Raw genomic sequence first — 17,894 nt, 5'->3', positions numbered from 1 at the left:
CCAGGTAGACCACCGGTCACGGGGATCAGCCGGGCCGCCAACCAGGCCGGTTGGCCGGCACGTCGCAGCAGTCGGCGCAGCAGTCGGCCGGTGGTGATGGTGTCGAGCGGGGACAGGCGCACCCTGGCCACCCCTGGACCGACAGCGCCCTGCTCCAGGTCCTGAGTGCCGGTCGCCACCAGCACCAGTGGGAGGTCACGCTGGTCGGCCAGTTCCACGAGCACGGCCAGTTGGCGACGCAGCGCCGGTGCGGCACGGTCGAGATCGTCGACGGCGACCACGACCGGTTGCCGCCGCGCCAGGCTCAGCAGCACCTCCCGCCAGCACGTCACCGTGCCGGTCTGCGCGACCGTCATCCCGAGCAGATCGTCCACTGTGTTCAGGGCGGGCGTCAGCAGGTCGGCCGGCACCAGATCCGTCAGGGCGGCGGCGAGCCGGCGGCGTACCGTCTCCGGGTCGTCGCCGATGCCGGCCTGGGCCAGCTCGCGGACCAGGTCCGCGACGGGATCCAGCGGCCCCTCCGGGTAGGGCGGGCAGGTCGTAGAGCACCAACGCACCGGGACGCCGCCCAGCGTGCGGGTGGTCCGCACCAACTCGCGCAGGAGGCGGCTGCGCCCGCTGCCGGGAGCACCGAGCAGCAGCACCCGGCGGTCACCGCGCCCGCGCACCGCCTCGGCGAGGTGTTCCCGGGCGACGGCCAACTCCCGTCGCCGGCCGAGCAGCGGAACGTCGTGCCGTGGCGGTCGGGGACGCTCGGTGCCGATGGCGTGCCAGACGTCGACCGGCAGTGCCTTGCCGGTGACGGTCACCGCCGGGACCGGGCGCTGCGCGATCAGCCCGACGACGGCCCGATGCGTGGCCGGGCAGAGCGCCACCCCGCCGGGTGGGGCGTGCTCCTGCAACCGGGCGGCGAGGGTGATGACCGCACCGCTGGCCACGCCGTGCCCGCCGTCGTGGTCGGCGGCCAGGTCGACCACGGCCTCACCGGTGGCGACGCCGACCCGGATCCGCAGGCCAGGTGCCGAGGCCAACGGTCGACCGTCCAGCGCCCGCTGGATCTCCAGCCCGGCCCGCACCGCCCGGTACGCGTCCCACCCGTCGGCGCGGCGCGCGCCGAACAGTGCCATCACGGCGTCGCCGACGTACTTCTCCACCGCGCCGTTCCACCGCCGCAGCACCCGGGCGACGGTGCCGAAGTAGGCCCGTTGCAGGGCACGGACGTCCTCCGGGTCGAGCCGGTCGACCAACCGGGTCGACCCGACGATGTCCACGAAGAGGACCGTGATGGTCCGCCGCTCCTCCGTCACGGGCCAACGCACCCGCTCGACGGCTGACTGACCAGCGACAACAGAACTGGGCATGGAGATCGCACCTGCCTCTCCCCCCGTACGCGCCGACGATGTCCGGAGCCTGTCACCGCTGGTCTGACGGCGGATCGGCAGAACGACGTATGTCGGCCGAACGCAACCATTGGTCGCAATGTCGACGCGATGAGGAGGACTGACGCGAGGCACCTGTAGAACGGGGACGGAACCTGTGACTAGGCTGCGAGCCATGGCCAGCGACGTGGACACCACACCGCTCGTGGGTCGCGACGACCTGATGGCGACGGTACGATCCGCGCTGCTCGACGACGTCACGCCGGGAAACACGGCGGCGGTGTTCCTGACCGGTGAGAGTGGCGTGGGCAAGACCCGCCTGCTGCGCGAAGTCGGCGACCAGTTGGGCCACGGTGGCGCCCTGGTGCTGACCGGGTCCTGTCTGGACATCGGCGACGCCTCGCCGCTGCATCCGCTGCGCCAGGCGCTGCGCCGCCTCGACGCCGACCTCGCCCCGCCGGCCGCAGCGTCCGTCCGCGCGCTGCTCGGAGTGTTCGCCGAGGACCGGGCCGGCCCGGACGGCGCGGGTGCGTTGCTGGAACGGGTGTCCCGCGGGCTGAATGTGATCGCCGGTGACCGCCCGTTGGTGCTGGTGCTCGACGACCTCCAATGGGTCGACCGGACGACCCGCCAACTTCTGCTCTACCTGCTCGCCGGCCTCGGTGACCTGCAACTGTCGGTGCTGGCGGCGGTGCGGTCGGAGTCGTTGCAGGGGGCGCATCCGTTGCGTCGGGTGCTCACCGAGCTGCGCCGACTGCGTTCGGTGCGGGTACTCGATCTGGCCCCGCTCGATCGGGCCGGCACCGAGGAACTGGCCACCGCCGTGATGCGGCGGCCACTGACGCCGGAGGCGGCCGAGCAACTGTGGCAGCGCAGTGGCGGCAACCCTTTCGTCGTCGAGGAACTCTCCCGGGAACTGCGTGACGGTCGCGACGGGCTTTCCGACACCCTCCGCGAGGTCTTCCTGGCCCGGGTGGACGCGCTGCCCCGACCGGCCCACCAGGCCGTGCACGCCGTCGCCGCCGGAGTCGAACCGGTGGAGCACTGGCTGCTCGCCCGGGTGGTCGGGCTGCCGGAGCACGAATTGCTCGACGCGGTCCGGGCAGCGGTGTCCCACCGGCTGCTGGTCGGCTCGGCCGATGGCTACCGGCTCCGCCACCGGCTCGTCGCCGAGGTGTTGGAGGATGAGCTGCTACCCGCCGAGCGGGCGCTGCTGCACCGCCGCTACGCCGAGGCGCTGACGTCGGCACCGGCCGAGTTGCACCAGGCCCGGCTGGCCCATCACTGGCGGCTGGCCGGTGAGCCGGAGCGGGCGCTGCCGGCGGCGGTGGCCGCCGCCGAGGAGGCGGAGCGGCTGTACGGCTACGCCGAGGCGCATCGACACTGGTCGGTGGCGGTGCAGTCGGCCGAGGGAGTGCCCGGCGTCGACCGGGCCACGCTGCTCGGGCGGGCGGCCGAGGCGGCCCACCACTGTGGTGAGTACGCCCGCGCGTTGGCCCTGCTCGAGGAACTGGCCGGTGCCGCCACCGACCTCCCGGCCTGCGAGCTGCACATCCGACGGGCCCGTTACCTGGCCGCCGCCGGCCGTTCCGCGTTGGCCGAGGCGGAGTACGAGCAGGCGCTCGCCGTCGCCGACTGCACCCCCGGGCAGCGGGCCACCGCCGCCGCCCGACGAGCGGAGCTGCTGCTGCAACTCGGCCGGTACGCCGAGGCGGGCGAGCGGGCGCGGGAGGCGCTCGCCCTGGCCGAGCAGGTGGACGGGGCGACCACCGAGGTGGTGCTGGCCAGCGCCGCGCTGGGCTTCTCCGAGGCGTACCGGCAGGATCCGGAGGCGGGCCTGGCGGTGTTGCGACGGGCACTGGCCACCGCCGAGCGGGCCGGTCGTCCGGAGGACGTCGCGTTGGCCTATCTGCACCTGGCCGAGCTGCTGACCGGGCCGCTGAACATCCTCGAGGAGGGCGTGGTGGTCGCCCGCCGGGGTGCCGAGCGGGTCGCCGAGCTGGGGCTGGGTCGGTCCTACGAGACCCGGTTGCTGGCCATCGCCACCAATGGACTGTTCCGGGTGGGACAGTGGGCCGAAGCGGAGAAGGTGGTCGCCTCGGCCCTGCGGCACCGTCCCTCCGGCGCGGACGCCGTCGAGCTGCTGCTGGCCCGCTGCCGGTTGTCGGTCGGCTACGGCGACGTCGAGGCGGCCGACCGGGACCTGGACGCGGTGGCGACCATCCTGGCCGGCGGGGGCGCCCGGCACGTCATCCCGCTGCTCACCCTGCGGGCTGGGCTGGCCATGTGGCAGGGGCGGCACGACGTGGCCCGGCACGCGGTGCAGCGAGGTCTGACCGAGACCCGCTCCGACGACCTGGTCATTCTCGCGGTGCTGGTCTGGCACGGGCTGCGCGCCGAGGCGGAGGCACACGCCAGCCGCACCGTCGCCGTGGACGACAACGCGGTGCGCCGGCTCCGTGGCATCGCCGACCGGGTGGCCTCACGCAGCGAGCGGGCGGCCCGGCCGGTGCGCTATGTGATCGACGGTTACCTGGCGCTGTGCGCCGCTGAGGTGAGCCGGCTCGACGGGGCCGATCCGGAGCTGTGGGCGCGGGCGGCGGCCGAGTGGGATCACCGCAACCACCCGTACCCGGCGGCCTACTCGCGCCTACGTCAGGCCGAGGCGCTGCTGGCCAGCCGCCGCAAGGCCGCCACCGCCGGGAAGCTGCTGCGCCAGGCGTACCAGATGGCGCAGGCGCTGGGAGCGGTGCCGTTGACCGACGAGATCCGTACGCTGGCCGGGCGGGCCCGGGTCGCGCTGGAGGAGCGCGGCGCGGTCGAGTCCGCGACGTCCGGCGGGTCGGTCGGTGAGGAGTTGGCCGCCCTGACCGCGCGGGAGCGTGAGGTGCTGGCCGCGGTGGCCGAAGGGCTGACCAACAAGGAGATCGGTCAGCGGTTGTTCATCAGCGAGCGGACCATCGGCGTCCACGTGTCACACATCTTCGACAAACTCCAGGTACGTACCCGGGTCCAGGCGAGCGCCATCTTCCTGCGTAGTCGGGCGTAGGTGTCGGATACGTCGTTCTACTGATGTCCGCGCAGCGGACGCCTGAAAGGCTGGGGCCCGGCGTCGCAACGGGCACGACGACGCCGGCGAGCAGCCTGGAGGGGACATGAGCGAGCGCGGTGGGTGTGGTGAGCCGGCGTGGGGGCCGGTGCACCGGGACATCGTCGACCTGCTGGCCGATCATCCGACCGACGTGCCCGCCGTCGTCGACCATCTGACCAAGCTGCAGGACATGCTGGTTCGGCTGCCTCCACTGCTGGACAGCTGCCCGCTGGCGGACTTCAACAAGCTGTACCTCACCATCACCTCCAGCGTGCTGGACGGGCTGTACGCCGACCGGTTCGTCGACCCGGTCTTCCTGTCCCGGCTGGACGTCGAGTTCGCGGCTCGCTACTTCGACGCGCTACGGATGTGGAGCGACGCCAGCCCGAGCACGCCCCGGGCCTGGGCGTGCCTGTTCGAACGGATGCGCGGGCCGGACGCCCGACCGTTGCCCTCGGCGGCGGCCGGCGTCAACGCGCACATCAACTTCGACCTGCCGTTCGCACTGGTCACCACCTTCGACCACCTGGAGTCCGAGCCGGTCGACGGCAGCGACCAGCACCATGACTATCTGGAGATCAACAAGATCTTCGCCGACAAGATCCCCGGCCTGCGCCGGGGCTACCTTGAGCAGTGGCAACTACTGATCGACATGCTCAACGGCGAGATCGACGACTGGTATCAGGGCGAGCTGATCCATTACACGCGTGATGTCGCCTGGCGCAACGCGCAGCGGATCTGGCGGTGCCGGCACGACCCGCACCAGCACGAGCGCGAGCGCAGGCGGCTCGACGACACGGCCGCCGCGCTCGGTCGGTTGCTGCTGTCGCCCCTCGGGGCGTTCCTGCAGTAGCCGGGACGGGGGGTCCCCGCGCTCCGTCCACCTGAGGGGCGCGGGGGCATCCGACCCGAGACCGGGCGGTAACGCCCGGCGGTGGCCACGGGGGGAGCACGGGGGGACCACGGGGAGCACGGGGGGACCACGGGGAAACAGGGGCCGGCCGGCCCGGGGGGTGTCGGCCGGCCCCTGCGGGGTACGCCGCGACCATGACCGCTGTGTCCCGGCGCCGTCCTGCCGCCCGGCCGCGACCGCGCCCCGCCGCCCCACCCCGCCCAGCGCGGCCGGGAGACCGCGCCGGCCGCGGAGCCCGGGGATGACCGTTCAGGTTTTCCAGTTCCGCTTCGACTCGCGGTTCCGTTGGCTGCTGGCGCTGATCGGCGTCCGGCCCGGCACCGCCTGGGTGCGGGTCGACTCCGCCCAGCTACTGGTCCGGTTCGGCCCCTGGCAGCTACGTACCGGACGGGAGAACATCGCGGGTGTGGAGAGCGGCGGCCCCTACCGCTGGTGGCGGGTGATCGGTCCGCACCTGTCCGGCGCCGACACCGGCGTCACCTTCGGCACCACCACCGGTGCCGGGCTCTGTGTCCGATTCGTGCGACCGGTGCCCGCCCTGCTGCCCGGCCGGTGGCCCCGCCATCCCGGGATGACGGTCACCGTGACCGACCCCGCCGACCTGGCTCGGGCGCTGGCCGCACCCGACGGCGGCTGACCGGTAGCGGACCGAACCACCACCTACGGTCTGTTCGACAACGGTGAGGCGGGGACATGGGGGACGGGACGAGAGCGCGACGGGGCCGGGAACGCCGCCGCCCGGCGACCGGTGCGCCAGAACCGGGGTTGCGTGCCGCGCGGGATCCGACGCGCAAGGGGGAACGGGCGGGTCGGAGGGTCACCGTGCCCGAGCGGGTGGCAGTCCCGACCGGCCCGGTGACACCGGAGAGTCGGCTGCGTCGGTGGTTGTTCGTCCACCGGGTGCAGCCGGTCGGACCGGAGACCGCCGAGGGACAGACCCGATCGCACGCCTGGTGGCGGGTGATGTGCCTGACCGGCGTGGACTACTTCTCCACCCTGTCCTACCTGCCGGGCATCGCCGCCCTGGCCGCCGGCGCGCTGTCGCCGGTGGCGACCCTGCTGATCGTGGCACTGACCCTGTTCGGAATGCTGCCGATGTACCGGCGGGTGGCCGGGGACAGCCCGCACGGCCAGGGGTCGGTGGCGATGCTGGAACGACTGTTGCCGTTCTGGCGCGGAAAGATATTCGTGCTGGTGCTGCTCGGTTTCGTCGCCACCTCGTGGATCGTCACGATCACGCTCTCCTCGGCCGACGCCACCGTGCACGTGCTGCAGAACCCGTACCTGCCGGAGTGGTTCGGCGGCACCGGCGTCGCCGTCGGGGTGACCGTGGGTCTGCTGCTGATCCTCGGCGGGGTGTTCCTGCTCGGCTTTCGGGAAGCCGTGGCGGTGGCCGTCCCACTGGTGGCCGCCTTCCTCGGGTTGAACGCGGTGATCTTGGGGGTGTCGCTCGTCGAGCTGGCAGGTGATCCCCGTCCGCTGACGGACTGGACGGCGGCGCTCACCACGGGCGGCGGTCCGGGCCAGGTGGCGCTGACCGCGGCGCTGGCGTTCCCGCTGCTGGTGCTGGGCCTGTCCGGGTTCGAGACCGGGGTCAGCATGATGCCGCTGGTGGCGGGAAAGGGGCCTGACGCGCCGACCCGCCTGGCCGCCCGGATCCGCAACACCCGGCGGCTGCTCACCGCCGCCGCGTTGATCATGTCGGTCTACCTGCTCTCGACCACTTTCGTCACCGCGGTGCTCATCCCGCCCGAGGCGTTCGCGCCGGGCGGGGCCGCCAACGGGCGGGCGCTGGCCTACCTCGCCCACGAGCAGGTGGGTGAGGCGTTCGGTACGGCCTACGACGTGAGCAGCGTGCTGATCCTCTGGTTCGCCGGTGCCTCGGCGATGGCCGGGCTGATCAACATCGTGCCGCGCTACCTGCCCTCCTACGGCATGGCCCCGGAGTGGGCGCGCGCGGTGCGCCCGGTGGTGATCGTCTACACGCTGGTCTGCATCGTGCTGACCATCGTGTTCCGCGCCGACGTCGACGCGCAGGCGGGGGCGTACGCCACCGGGATCCTGGCGATGATGGTGTCGGCGGCCGTCGCGGTGGCCATCGCCGCCGCCGGCCGTCGGCAACGCGGCGTCGCCGCCGGCTTCACGGTGCTCACCCTGGTGCTGCTGTACGCGCTGGTCGAGAACGTGATCGAGAAGCCGGACGGAATCGCCATCTCCGGACTGTTCATCCTCGGCATCATCGCCGTGTCGCTGGTGTCCCGGGTGACCCGCACCACCGAGCTGCGGGCGGAGCGGGTCGAATTCGACGAGGCGGCGCGGCGGTTCATCGCCGACTCGGTGGCCCATGACGGGCGGCTGCACGTGATCGCCCACAAGCGGCGCAGCGGGGCGGTCAAGGAGTACACCATCAAGGAGCGCGCGCAGCGGGGCCTGAACCCGGTTCCGGGGGCGACCGACGTGCTGTTCCTGGAGATCGACGTGGCGGATCCCTCCGGGTTCCGTCACGTGCTGCGGGTGTGCGGCGTCGAGGTGGGGGGCTACCGGGTGCTGCGGGCCAGCAGCCCCGCGGTACCGAACGCCATCGCGGCGATCCTGCTGGCGCTGCGGGACGCCACCGGCGTACGCCCGCACGCCCACTTCGAGTGGTCGGAGGGGAACCCGATCGCCCACCTGTTGCGCTATCTCATTCTCGGGCGGGGGGACACCCCACCTGTGGTACGGGAGATTCTGCGCAAGTCCGAGCCGGATCCCGCCCGCCGCCCCGGCATCCACGTCGGGGGTTGAGCGGGGGGCTACCCATGCCCTCCGTACCGACTCTGGGTAGATGTGAAGCCGAATGGCTTACTCATTCACTTATGCCTGATTTGCGTCGTGTGTCGCCGTACGGTGGCCTCTGGTGGCTGAGGCGACGTCAGCCACCCCGCGCCCGATTCGGTGCGGCCGTGTTTTCGCATGCACGAGAGGCAGGAACGCTGATGTCCACGTACCAAGGGAGCCGTGGGTCCACCCGACCCGGTCGGCGGTCCCGGTGGTTGCTGGCCGGTGGCCTGGTGGCGGGCAGCCTGGTGGTCGGGGCGGCGGGCCTGACCGCCGTCACCGCCTCGGCCGCCGACCGTGACCCGGCGGCACCGAACCCGGGCCAACCCGCCGCGATGTTTCAGGACGACGTACCCGGGGTCGACGAGACACCGCACCGCCGGGCGCAGGACCGGCAACGGCCGGAGTGGCGGCACGACTCCGGCGCGAGCCCGGACGGCCAGGCGAGCGCGACCGGCCGGTCGAGCGGTCACCACGGGCGCGCACCGGACGGCACGGTGGTGCCGGTGCCCTGCGACTCCGCCCGGCTCATCGCGGCGCTGGTGCGGGCGAACGCCGAGGGCGGTGCCACGCTGCGGCTGGCGGAGAAGTGCACCTACACGTTGACCCACGCGTTCCAGCAGCCCGACGAGTACGACGGCGGCATCCGCGACGCGCGGGAGGCCGCCGATGCTGCCGAGAACCCCGGCGACGCCGAGGCGCCACCGCGTAACCCCGCCGATGACAAGGCCGGCCTGCCGGTGATCTACCACGGGATCACCATTGAAGGCTCCGGCGCGACCATCGCCCGGGGGGTCAACACCCCTGACTTCCGCTTCTTCACCGTCCGCGACGGCGGCGAACTGACCCTCCGTGACGTCACCCTGCGCAACGGCCGCTCGGCGGCGGAAGGCGGCAGCATCCACATCGTGCACGGCGCCACGGCGGTCGTCGAAGGGGTCACCGTCGTCGGCAGCACCTCGCTGTCGGCGGAGGGCGGTGGCGGCGCCATCTTCAACGACGGCAACCTCCGGATCAGCGACAGTAAACTGATCGGCAACCGGGCCGCCGGCGCCCAGGGCAAGGGCGGGGGCCTGCTCAACGGCGGCGTCATGATCATGCACGGCACCGAGTTCCGGCACAACAGCGCGGTCAGCTACGGCGGTGGCCTGGCCAACTTCCGGGCTGCGGGGGACGTGTACTCCTCCACCTTCGTGCAGAACAACGCCGGTCAGGGCGGCGGAGTGGCCAGCTTCTCCGCCCGTACCAAGGTCTTCGACACGCTGGTGGCGCAGAACAGCGCCGAGATCGGCGGTGGCCTGGCCAACTCCGACGCGGTGCTGGTGCTGCGGCAGCTGACGGTCCGCGACAACGTCGCCACCGTCAAGGGCGGCGGCATCTCCACCTTCCAGGGCCTGCTGCCCGTGGACGACAGCGTGGTCAGCGACAACACCACCCGCGGCAACGGCGGCGGCATCTACGCCGAGAGGTCGAACCTGCTCGTGCGGGGCAGCGACGTCAAGGGCAACGCCGCGGTCGGCAAGCGGTCGCAGGGGGCGGGGCTGTTCGTGACCGCGGGCTCGACCTCGTTCTACCGCAGCCACGTGATCGGCAACCAGTCCACCGTCAAGGCGGGCGGGATCCAGGCCGAGCGGGCCCAGGTCAAGATCGATGACGACAGCGTCGTCATCGAGAACAATCCGACCAACTGTGCGGGTAGCAAGGTGCCGGTGGCGCACTGCTTCCGCTGAGCCGTGACGGTCGGCAGCCGCATACCGCCGACGAACAAGGCCCGTGTCCGAATCCGGCACGGGCCTTGTTCGTGTTCCCCGAGCTCACTGAGAGGGCTGGGGCAGTTCGCAGTCGACCTTCGGGTTGGCGCCGACGTAGTTCAACGGCCCGGCGGCGATGGTCACCAGGATCGTGCCGACCTCGGCGCAGTTTGCTTCCTCGTCGCTGTAGTAGCCGCGCTGACCGGCGGCGATGGCGCCGATGACGAGCCAGATCACCACGAGGACTCCGAATATCGACGTGCCACGCATGGCTTCCTCCACAGATTCGGGGGTTGAGTTGCAAGGTGTGGGCCTTGTACCCAGACGCGCCGAGTGGCTAACGGAGGCCGGCGTGACCTACGGCGGCATGGGTGCCTCAGGCGGACGGTTGCGGGTGTGGCGGAGGTCGGCCAGCGCCACCCCGGCGAGCACCAACAGCGCGGCCAACCCAGCGGTCAGCGATGGAAGAAACAGTGTCGCGGGTGCCACCGCCATCAGTGCCACCACGCCGCCGGGCCGGGACCACGACACCCGGTTGAACACCTCATGTTCGAAGAGGGCCCGGCCGACCAGGAACAGCGCAGGGCCGCCGAGCATGATCGCCGTCCACTCCGGCGGGGTAGGCGCGGGCAGGGTGGGGGTGTGCAGCATCACCTCGAAGCCGGCCGCCGTGGTGACCACCCCGGCGACCATCACCAGGTGGGTGTAGGGGGAGGTGCCCAGGAAATGGGTCGGCTTCTTCATGACCTTGATGGCGACGGGTAGCAGTTCCCCGGCCTTGTGCACGTAGATCCGCCAGAGCAGCAGGGTGGTGGCGAAGGCCAGCAGCAGTGCCCCGGCGTCCTCGAGCTCCGAGTGATTGGTGGTGTAGGCGATGCCGGTGACGAGGATCGCGTCGCCCAGCGCGATGGTGTAGAACTGCTGATACCGCTCGGCGAGATGTTCGGCGGTCAACCTGAACAGGGAAGCGGGGACGCTGCCCAGCCCGGGTACCGGATAGGACAGCCGGAGCCCGAGGTAGTCGAGGCCGAGGGCGAGCAGCCACAGCACCATTCGCGCATCCTCGGAGACGAACGCGCCGCCGATCCACGGCACCGCCGACAGCGTGAACCAGCAGAAGATCCTGGCCGCCCGTCGTTGGACCTGCGGGTCGTTGCGAACCGCTGGAATGATGAACAACCCGCGTCCGAGGTGGATGGCGACGTACGCACCGGCGAAGGTGAGCCCCCGATCGCCGAACGCCTTGGGGATCGCGCTGGCCATCAGCAGCACTCCGAACATCACCGCGAGCACCAGGGCCTTGATCTCGGTGCGCTCCGGGTCGTACAGGTCGGTGACCAGGCTGGTGATCGTCCAGGTCCACCACACCGCGGCCAGCAGGATCAACGCCTGGCCGGCCTGGTGCCAGTTGATCTCCTCGGCCAGCCCGCGCGAGATGAGCGCCAACGCGACGACGTAGACCAGGTCGAAGAACAGTTCCAGGAGGGTGACCCGGCGGGTCGTGGTGGAGCTGCGGGTGGGAGGTCGCCGTGGGTTGTCGGGCTGTTGCTGGGCGAACGGCACGGATGACCCCCGGCAGCCGGCGACAGTGCGGCGTGCCGGCTTGGCCGGCGTACCGACCGTAACGGCGTTCCGGCCGGAGCGTGCCCTGGTCGAGGTCGGTCACCGGAATGGCGTACACCGAGCCGCCGGTCACGGGGCCCCACGAGGGCGTCTCCGTGACCGGCGGCCCGGGGTCGTCAGGACTCGCTGTCGGCCTGGGCGGCCAGCACCTTCGCCTGCTGAGGCCAGGTGGCCAGGCTGGCGGTGGCGCGCAGCCCGGCGTTCTTGACGGTCTCCCGCAGCGCGGTCTCGTCCAGCTCGGCCAGCTGCCGGTAGGTCCGGATGCCCGCGCCGTGCAGCGCCGCCGCCATCTTCGGGCCGACCCCCTGGATGCGCCGGAAGTCGTCGGCCTGAGCGGCCACCGGTTCCGCCGCGACCGGATCGGCTGCCGTGGCCGGCTCGGTCACCACCGGATGGGCGGCGACGGCCGGCTCGGTCGCGAGCGGGTCGACTGCGCTGGCTGCCGTCGCGGGTTCGGTGGTGTCCTTGGGTCGGACCGGCGGAGTGGCGACCGCCGGTCGCGGTTCCGCCGTGGTGTCCGCCGTCGGTCCCTCGTGGATGGACGTCGGGTCGACGTCGCCCGCGAGCGGTTCGCTGGCCCGCGTCGCATCGGCGGGCGTACCGGTCACCGGCTCCTCGGTGGTGCTGCCGGCCGGCTCCGCGGCGGCGGTCGGGGCCGGCTCGGCCTCGGTTGGCTCGGCCCGCGTCGCAGTAGCGGTTTCGGTGCCCGTCGGCGCGACGGAAGCGGGCTCGGTCGTTGGTTCGGTCGCGGCGGTCGACTGCGCGGTCCCGGCGGCGACCGGGGCCGGCTCGCTCGCCTCGGTGGTCGCGTCGCTCGCCGTACCGGCCGTCGGCGCGGGCGGTTCCGACCGCCGACCACGCAGCAGTACCCAGCCCACCGCCAGCCCCGCCAGCAGCGCCACGAGCAGTATCAGCCAGCTCCCGAAGGACTCGCCCACGGTAACCCTCCCTGAGGTTCACGTCCGGATCGTCGCGAGAAAAACTCGCCGCAGCTTTGCACACGCGCGGCCGGGACGACAGGCAGGCCAGGTAACAGTCCGTACCGGACGCGCGGAGGCTACGGCAGGTGTCCGGTACGGGACGGACGGTGTGGTGTCACCGTGCGGGTGTGGACACAAGGCGGCCCCGGCACCGGGTCGGGTGCCGGGGCCGCGATGGGAATCAGTCCTGCTCACCTCGGTAGGTGTAGAAGTCGTCGATGAACTTGCGCCGCAACCGGGGAACCCGGCTGGTGACCCGGAAGTAGCCCCGGGCACCGAGCAGCGCGAGCCGTCCGAACACCGGCTGGTACATGCGATCGTCACCGTTGGTGCCGCTGCGCCCCAGCGAGTCGGCGACCCGGGCGAAGCCGTACGGAACCATCGCCGCCTCGTAGTCGGCCACCGCCTGCACCAGGCTCTTCTCACCGGCGGTGGCGAGGATCAGCTGCCGCCGCAGCAGGTTCGCGTCGCGCAGCGCGGTGTTGGCCCCCACTCCGCGCCCCGGCGTCATGGTGTGGATCGCGTCACCGAGCAGGGTGACGGTGCTGCTCTTCCAGGGCGGCACCGGCTCCGAGGTGGACACCCGGATCGGCAGGGCGCTCTCCGGGTCCGCCAGGCTGAGCAGTTCCCGCAGGTGAGGGTGCCAGTTGGCGGTCAGTTCCAGGGCCACCCCGATCAACTCCGTGCCCCGGCGACTCATCACGTCGGACGGGAACCGGCGGGCCGTGCTCCACACCACCAGGTTGATGTTGTCGCGGGTGGGGTCGTGCCGCAGTCCCGGCCAGTCGGCGAGCAGTTTCGCGTCCGCCGAGCTGGTTTCCGGTTTCAGCCGGCCGTCGCGGTCCCACTTGAACTCCATCACGTGCAGTACGCCCATCACCCCGCCGCTGCCGAAGATCAGTGAGATGCCCCGCTGCACGCTCTCCGGCAGCAGGGACCGGGTGTGCGCCGTGAGTGGTACCCGGGTGGCGATGTTGACCGTGCCGGCGTCCCGGATGACGGCGTGCGGCAGGTACTGGCGGCGGACCGCGGAGTGCGTGCCGTCCGCCGCCACGAGGAGGTCACCGGTGGCGGTGCCACCGTCGGCGAAGTGGGCGGTGACCGTGCCGTCGTCGTGCTGCTCGTACCGGGTGAAGGTGCGGTCGAAGTGCACCACGTCCTCCAGTCCGGTCAGCAGCACCTGGCGCAGCGTCATCCGGGCCACGGACCGTTCCGTGTCGACCGGATGGGTGTCCGGTCGCAACGGAAAGGACGCAGTGTGGCGCATCTTCTCGCTGAGCACGTTGAAATAGCGGGGCGAGCGGGCGCAGGTGGCCAGGTAGATCTCGAACAGCTCGGGCGGTAGGCAGTCACGCAGGGCCCGACTGCCGGTGGGGCCGATGCCCACCCGGTAGCCGAGCAGTCCTTCGCCCCTGGCCCGGTGTCGTTCGTAGACCTCGACGCCGATCCCGGCCCGGCGCAGCCCGTGGGCCAGGCAGAGGCCGCCGGTGCCGGCGCCGATGACCAGGACGTGCGGTGCTCGGGTCGTCATGTTCTCGCCCGGTCAGCCGGCCACACGCGGTGCCGGAACGTCCGCCGCATCCCAGCGGTAGAAGCAGTTGGCGATCGCGTCACGCGGCGAGCGCCAGGTGGGCAGGTACGGCGAGGTGTGCGCGGACAACCGCTCGTTGACCTGCTGGAACAACGGATGGTTGCGGGCCGCCGCGAGGGCGTCCGCGCCGACGTCGTCGGTCTCCATGAGGTGTACGCACAGATCGTGCAGGCAGTACAGGGACCGGTGGCGAACCCCGGTCAGGCTGGGCAGTTCGGTCTCGTCGGACTCGGCGAAGATCTGCGCCACGCGACCCTCCGCGCCCGGGATGATTCTGTTGACGATCACTAGACGGCTCATCGGATCCCCTCTCACCGGTGGTTCGGCCCGGACGGACACCGGGTGTCGGGCCGCTGTGACCCCACCCTGTCGCCCGCACAGTCACCTGCCCGTCAATGTCCGGGATCGGTGCGGTGACGCATCGTCAACGGGCCTGGAGCGGCGTTGCGGGTGACCACGTGCCGGCGGGGTCCGCTGGCCGGCCGGCTGGCGCGCCGGATGGGATCGAGGGTCTCCGCGAGCAGCGCGCTCATCGCCGGCGACGGCTCCAGGCGCAGTTCCCGCAGCAGCAGATCCCGGTAGACGTAATAGGCGTGCACCGCCTCGAAGGCGTTTCCCTCGGCGAGGTGGATGCGCACGACCAGCCGGTGTGGCGTCTCGCGCAACGGCTCGGCGGCCATCGCCTCCAGCGCCGCCTCCAACGCCTCGCCGTGCCGCCCGGTGGCCAGGTGCTGGCCGGCGACCTGCTCCAGCATGTGCAGTCGGAGCTGGCGCAACCGTTCCCGGTCGGCCAGCACCCAGTCCTCGTACCAGCCGGGCAGCAGGTCGTGCCGGCCGGCGGCCAGGGCCTTCGGGGCATCGCCCGGCGCGTGGCCGTCGCGAACCCGACCGGCGGTGTCGATGAGCAGGTCGACGTCGACTCGGACCAGCGGGTCGAGGCGGACGGTGTCGGCGGCGGTGCTCAGCGGGCAGTACGGATCCTGACGCAGTCGCCACAGCGCGGTCCGCAGTGACGACAGCGCCCGTTCCTCGGTTGCCTCCGGCCAGAGCAGACCGGCGAGGTGGGTACGGGTGGCCCCGGGTCGCAGCCCGATCAACGCGATGATCCGTTGCAGGCCGCGGGGCACCACCACCGGGGTGTCGCCGTGGGTCAGGCGGAAGCCGCCGAGCAGATGCAGCCGGATGTCGGCGTCGTGGGGCTGGCCGGTGGTGGGCGTGGGCGAAACAGCGGCCACGGCGGCACCCCCTGCGAAACGCGTCGGTTGCGGGTCTCGGCCGGGCCCGGCGTGGCCGCCGGGACGCCACTGTCGACTCGTCGGGCCGTCGCACGTGGGGTGCGGTGCCGGGTCCGACCGTCGCGAAGATTATCAATCGCAATTACTCTGAGTCAACGATGTTGTCGGTAATGTAACTCGTCAGCTTCTGTGAGACTGCCTCTGAACTGGTCAATCGCGCCGATCATGGCAACCATGGCCGCTCAGCTGAACCACAGCTTGCGTCAACACAGCGTCACCGGCTCCCGTTCTTTCCGGGGGCGTCTGTGACGCCCGGGTGACGCGGTGCTGCGCATCGTGGCGGCAGCCGTCCGGGCACACCCGGTGGCGTCCGACCGACCCCCTGGGGGGAGGACCAGCATGGACCGAACGCTGATCGTCGCGAAGGTGGTCCCGACCGCCGAATCGGCGGTCGCCGAGATCTTCGCCGAGTCCGACACGACCGAACTGCCCCGCCTGGTGGGGGTCCGGCATCGCTCGCTGTACCGCCTGCACGACCTGTACGTGCATCTCATCGAGACCGAGTCGGCCGGCGACGGCGCCGTCGAGGCCGTTCGGGAGCACCCGGAGTTCGTCCGGGTCAGCAGCCGGCTGAGTGCCTACATCTCGCCGTACCGGCCGGACTGGCGCGCGCCCCGGGACGCCATGGCGCGCTGCTTCTACCGTTTCGACGGGCGCCGGCCGTGACCGCCACCGCGCCCTCGGGCGAGTCGCTGTGGTCCCGGTGCGGCGGCTGCGCCGCCCTGCTCTACCGCAAGCGGCTGCGCCGTAATCTCGACGTCTGCCCGGAGTGCGGCCTGCACGCCCGACTCGCCGCACCCGAGCGGGTGAGCCAACTGGCCGATCCCGGATCGTTCCGGCCGTTGCCGGAGCATGCCGTCGAGGTGGACCCGATCGGCTTCGTCGACGTCCTGCCGTATTCGCACCGGCTCGCCGCCGCCCGCGCCGACACCGGCCTGGCGGAGGCGGTGCTCTGCGGCACCGCCACGATCGGCGGGTCGCGCTGTGCGCTCGCGGTGATGGACTTCCGGTTCCTCGGCGGCAGTCTCGGCTGCGCCGTCGGCGAGCTGATCACCCGTACCGCCGAGCAGGCGTTGGAACTCGACATCGCACTGGTCCTGGTCACCGCCTCCGGCGGCGCCCGGATGCAGGAGGGTGCGCTCTCGCTGATGCAGATGGCCACGGTCAGCCAGGCGATGGCCGCGCTGCGCGAGGTCGGGCTGCTCACCGTCAGCGTGCTGACCGATCCCACCTACGGCGGGGTGGCAGCCTCCTTCGCCACCAGCGCCGACCTGGTACTCGCCGAGAGTGGAACCCGGATGGGCTTCGCCGGTCCCCGGGTGATCCGCCAGGTGACCGGACGCAACCTCCCGGAGGGGTTCCAGACCGCCGAGTTCCTGCTGCGACACGGCCAGGTCGACATGGTGGTACCCCGGCACGCGCTGCGCGCCCGACTGGCCACCCTGCTCGCCGCCACCCGCCGCCGGGCCACGAACCGACCCGGCGCAACCGCCCCGCCGCCCGAGGCGTCCCGCCCGATGCCCACGTCCCGGACGCCGGTCCGCGACGCCTGGGAGACGGTACGCCTGGCTCGGCACCCCGGCCGCCCCACCACCCTGGACTACCTGGAGACCACCTTCGACGGCTTCACCGAGCTGCACGGCGACCGGCTCGGCGGCGACTGCCCGGCGGTGGTCGGTGGGCTGGCGCGGCTCGACGGCCGGCACCTGATGGTGATCGGCCACCAGAAGGGACACACCACTGCCGAACTGGCCGCCCGCAACTTCGGCATGGCCACCCCGGCGGGCCACCGCAAGGCGTTGCGGCTGATGCGACTGGCGGCTCGACTCGGGCTGCCCGTGGTGACCCTGGTCGACACCCCGGGCGCCGATCCGGGCGTCGAGGCGGAGGAACACGGCCAGGCGGCGGCCATCGCGGAGAACATCCTGACCTTGAGCGTGCTGCCCACACCGGTGGTGACCGTGGTGATCGGGGAGGGCGGCAGCGGTGGTGCCCTCGCCCTGGCGGTGGCCGACCGGGTGTTGATGCTCCAGCACGCGGTCTACTCGGTGATCAGTCCGGAAGGCTGCGCCGCGATCCTCTGGCCCGGTCGGACCGCCGCCCCGCAGGCGGCCCGGGCGCTGCGGTTGACCGCGCCGGATCTGTGCCGGCTCGGGGTCGTCGACGAGGTCGTACCCGAGCCGGACGGTTCGGCCGCCGACGACCCCGAGGCGACGGCCCGAACCGTCCGCCAGGCGCTGCTGGCGAACCTGCTGCCGCTGCTGGACGTGCCGACGGTGACCCTCGTCCAACGACGCCGACGGCGCTTCCGCCGCTTCGGCGCTGCCCGTGCCGGCGTCCGAGCGGGTGCCCGATGAGCGCCGTATCCACGGCCGCCGGTGCGCCGGCCGCCGATGTCACGATCTCCCCATCCCCGTCCGCCGGGCCGCCGCCCGGTGCGGACGCGGCGGAGAC

At 72.0% G+C, this 17,894-nt stretch carries 13 protein-coding genes and 1 pseudogene; 7 read left to right on the top strand and 7 right to left on the bottom strand.

Going from position 1 to position 17,894, the window contains the following annotated elements; all coding sequences use genetic code 11:
- Nucleotides 1-236 precede the first annotated feature (236 nt).
- Nucleotides 237-1,361: pseudogene (locus KBX50_RS32860) on the bottom strand (adenylate/guanylate cyclase domain-containing protein); the annotation flags it as partial.
- Between the two features lie 193 nt (nt 1,362-1,554).
- Between KBX50_RS32860 and KBX50_RS16440 the strand changes: the two are divergent.
- The 5 genes from KBX50_RS16440 (at nt 1,555) to KBX50_RS16420 (ending at nt 9,930) form a co-directional block, all read left to right on the top strand.
- Nucleotides 1,555-4,428: an AAA family ATPase gene (locus KBX50_RS16440; RefSeq protein ID WP_210937895.1), complete on the top strand. Its 2,874-nt coding sequence runs from the start codon at nt 1,555-1,557 to the stop codon at nt 4,426-4,428.
- A gap of 106 nt (nt 4,429-4,534) precedes the next feature.
- Entirely contained in the window at nt 4,535-5,323 is a 789-nt protein-coding gene (locus KBX50_RS16435; RefSeq protein WP_210937894.1) for a DUF5995 family protein, read from the top strand.
- 301 nt (nt 5,324-5,624) lie between these two features.
- Nucleotides 5,625-6,020 (top strand): hypothetical protein, encoded by a 396-nt coding sequence (locus tag KBX50_RS16430; protein ID WP_210937893.1) that lies wholly within the window; start codon nt 5,625-5,627, stop codon nt 6,018-6,020.
- 56 nt (nt 6,021-6,076) lie between these two features.
- On the top strand, nt 6,077-8,167 hold the full coding sequence (locus KBX50_RS16425; protein WP_210937892.1) for an amino acid transporter: 2,091 nt from the start codon (nt 6,077-6,079) through the stop codon (nt 8,165-8,167).
- 191 nt (nt 8,168-8,358) lie between these two features.
- Nucleotides 8,359-9,930: a hypothetical protein gene (locus tag KBX50_RS16420; RefSeq protein ID WP_210937891.1), complete on the top strand. Its 1,572-nt coding sequence runs from the start codon at nt 8,359-8,361 to the stop codon at nt 9,928-9,930.
- A gap of 84 nt (nt 9,931-10,014) precedes the next feature.
- Here the strand turns inward: KBX50_RS16420 and KBX50_RS16415 are convergent, their stop codons facing one another.
- The 6 genes from KBX50_RS16415 to KBX50_RS16390 form a co-directional block, all read right to left on the bottom strand.
- Entirely contained in the window at nt 10,015-10,221 is a 207-nt protein-coding gene (locus tag KBX50_RS16415) for a hypothetical protein (protein WP_093402652.1), read from the bottom strand.
- A gap of 87 nt (nt 10,222-10,308) precedes the next feature.
- Nucleotides 10,309-11,514, bottom strand: a complete 1,206-nt coding sequence (locus tag KBX50_RS16410; protein ID WP_210937890.1) for a low temperature requirement protein A — start codon at nt 11,512-11,514, stop codon at nt 10,309-10,311.
- A 176-nt stretch (nt 11,515-11,690) separates the two neighbouring features.
- On the bottom strand, nt 11,691-12,512 hold the full coding sequence (locus KBX50_RS16405) for a helix-hairpin-helix domain-containing protein (protein ID WP_210937889.1): 822 nt from the start codon (nt 12,510-12,512) through the stop codon (nt 11,691-11,693).
- A gap of 223 nt (nt 12,513-12,735) precedes the next feature.
- The gene (locus tag KBX50_RS16400) at nt 12,736-14,085 is read right to left on the bottom strand and encodes an NAD(P)/FAD-dependent oxidoreductase (RefSeq protein WP_210937888.1); all 1,350 of its coding nucleotides are present in this window, start codon (nt 14,083-14,085) and stop codon (nt 12,736-12,738) included.
- A 12-nt stretch (nt 14,086-14,097) separates the two neighbouring features.
- Nucleotides 14,098-14,445, bottom strand: a complete 348-nt coding sequence (locus tag KBX50_RS16395; protein ID WP_093402655.1) for a TcmI family type II polyketide cyclase — start codon at nt 14,443-14,445, stop codon at nt 14,098-14,100.
- Nucleotides 14,446-14,537: 92 nt separating this feature from the next.
- A complete protein-coding gene (locus KBX50_RS16390) occupies nt 14,538-15,380 on the bottom strand; it encodes a BTAD domain-containing putative transcriptional regulator (protein ID WP_210937887.1) in 843 nt (280 codons plus the stop codon).
- Nucleotides 15,381-15,779: 399 nt separating this feature from the next.
- Here KBX50_RS16390 and KBX50_RS16385 point away from each other — a divergent pair, with 399 nt between their 5' ends.
- Entirely contained in the window at nt 15,780-16,106 is a 327-nt protein-coding gene (locus KBX50_RS16385) for a TcmI family type II polyketide cyclase (protein ID WP_210937886.1), read from the top strand.
- On the top strand, nt 16,103-17,797 hold the full coding sequence (locus tag KBX50_RS16380) for an acetyl-CoA carboxylase carboxyltransferase subunit alpha (RefSeq protein WP_210937885.1): 1,695 nt from the start codon (nt 16,103-16,105) through the stop codon (nt 17,795-17,797). The genes KBX50_RS16385 and KBX50_RS16380 overlap by 4 nt, the downstream gene beginning before the upstream one ends.
- Nucleotides 17,798-17,894: the final 97 nt, after the last annotated feature.

Source organism: Micromonospora sp. C51, assembly GCF_018070435.1.
Lineage (GTDB): Bacteria > Actinomycetota > Actinomycetes > Mycobacteriales > Micromonosporaceae > Micromonospora > Micromonospora sediminimaris.
Note: the sequence above shows the minus strand (reverse complement) of the source record. Positions and strands in the feature narration are given on the sequence as shown.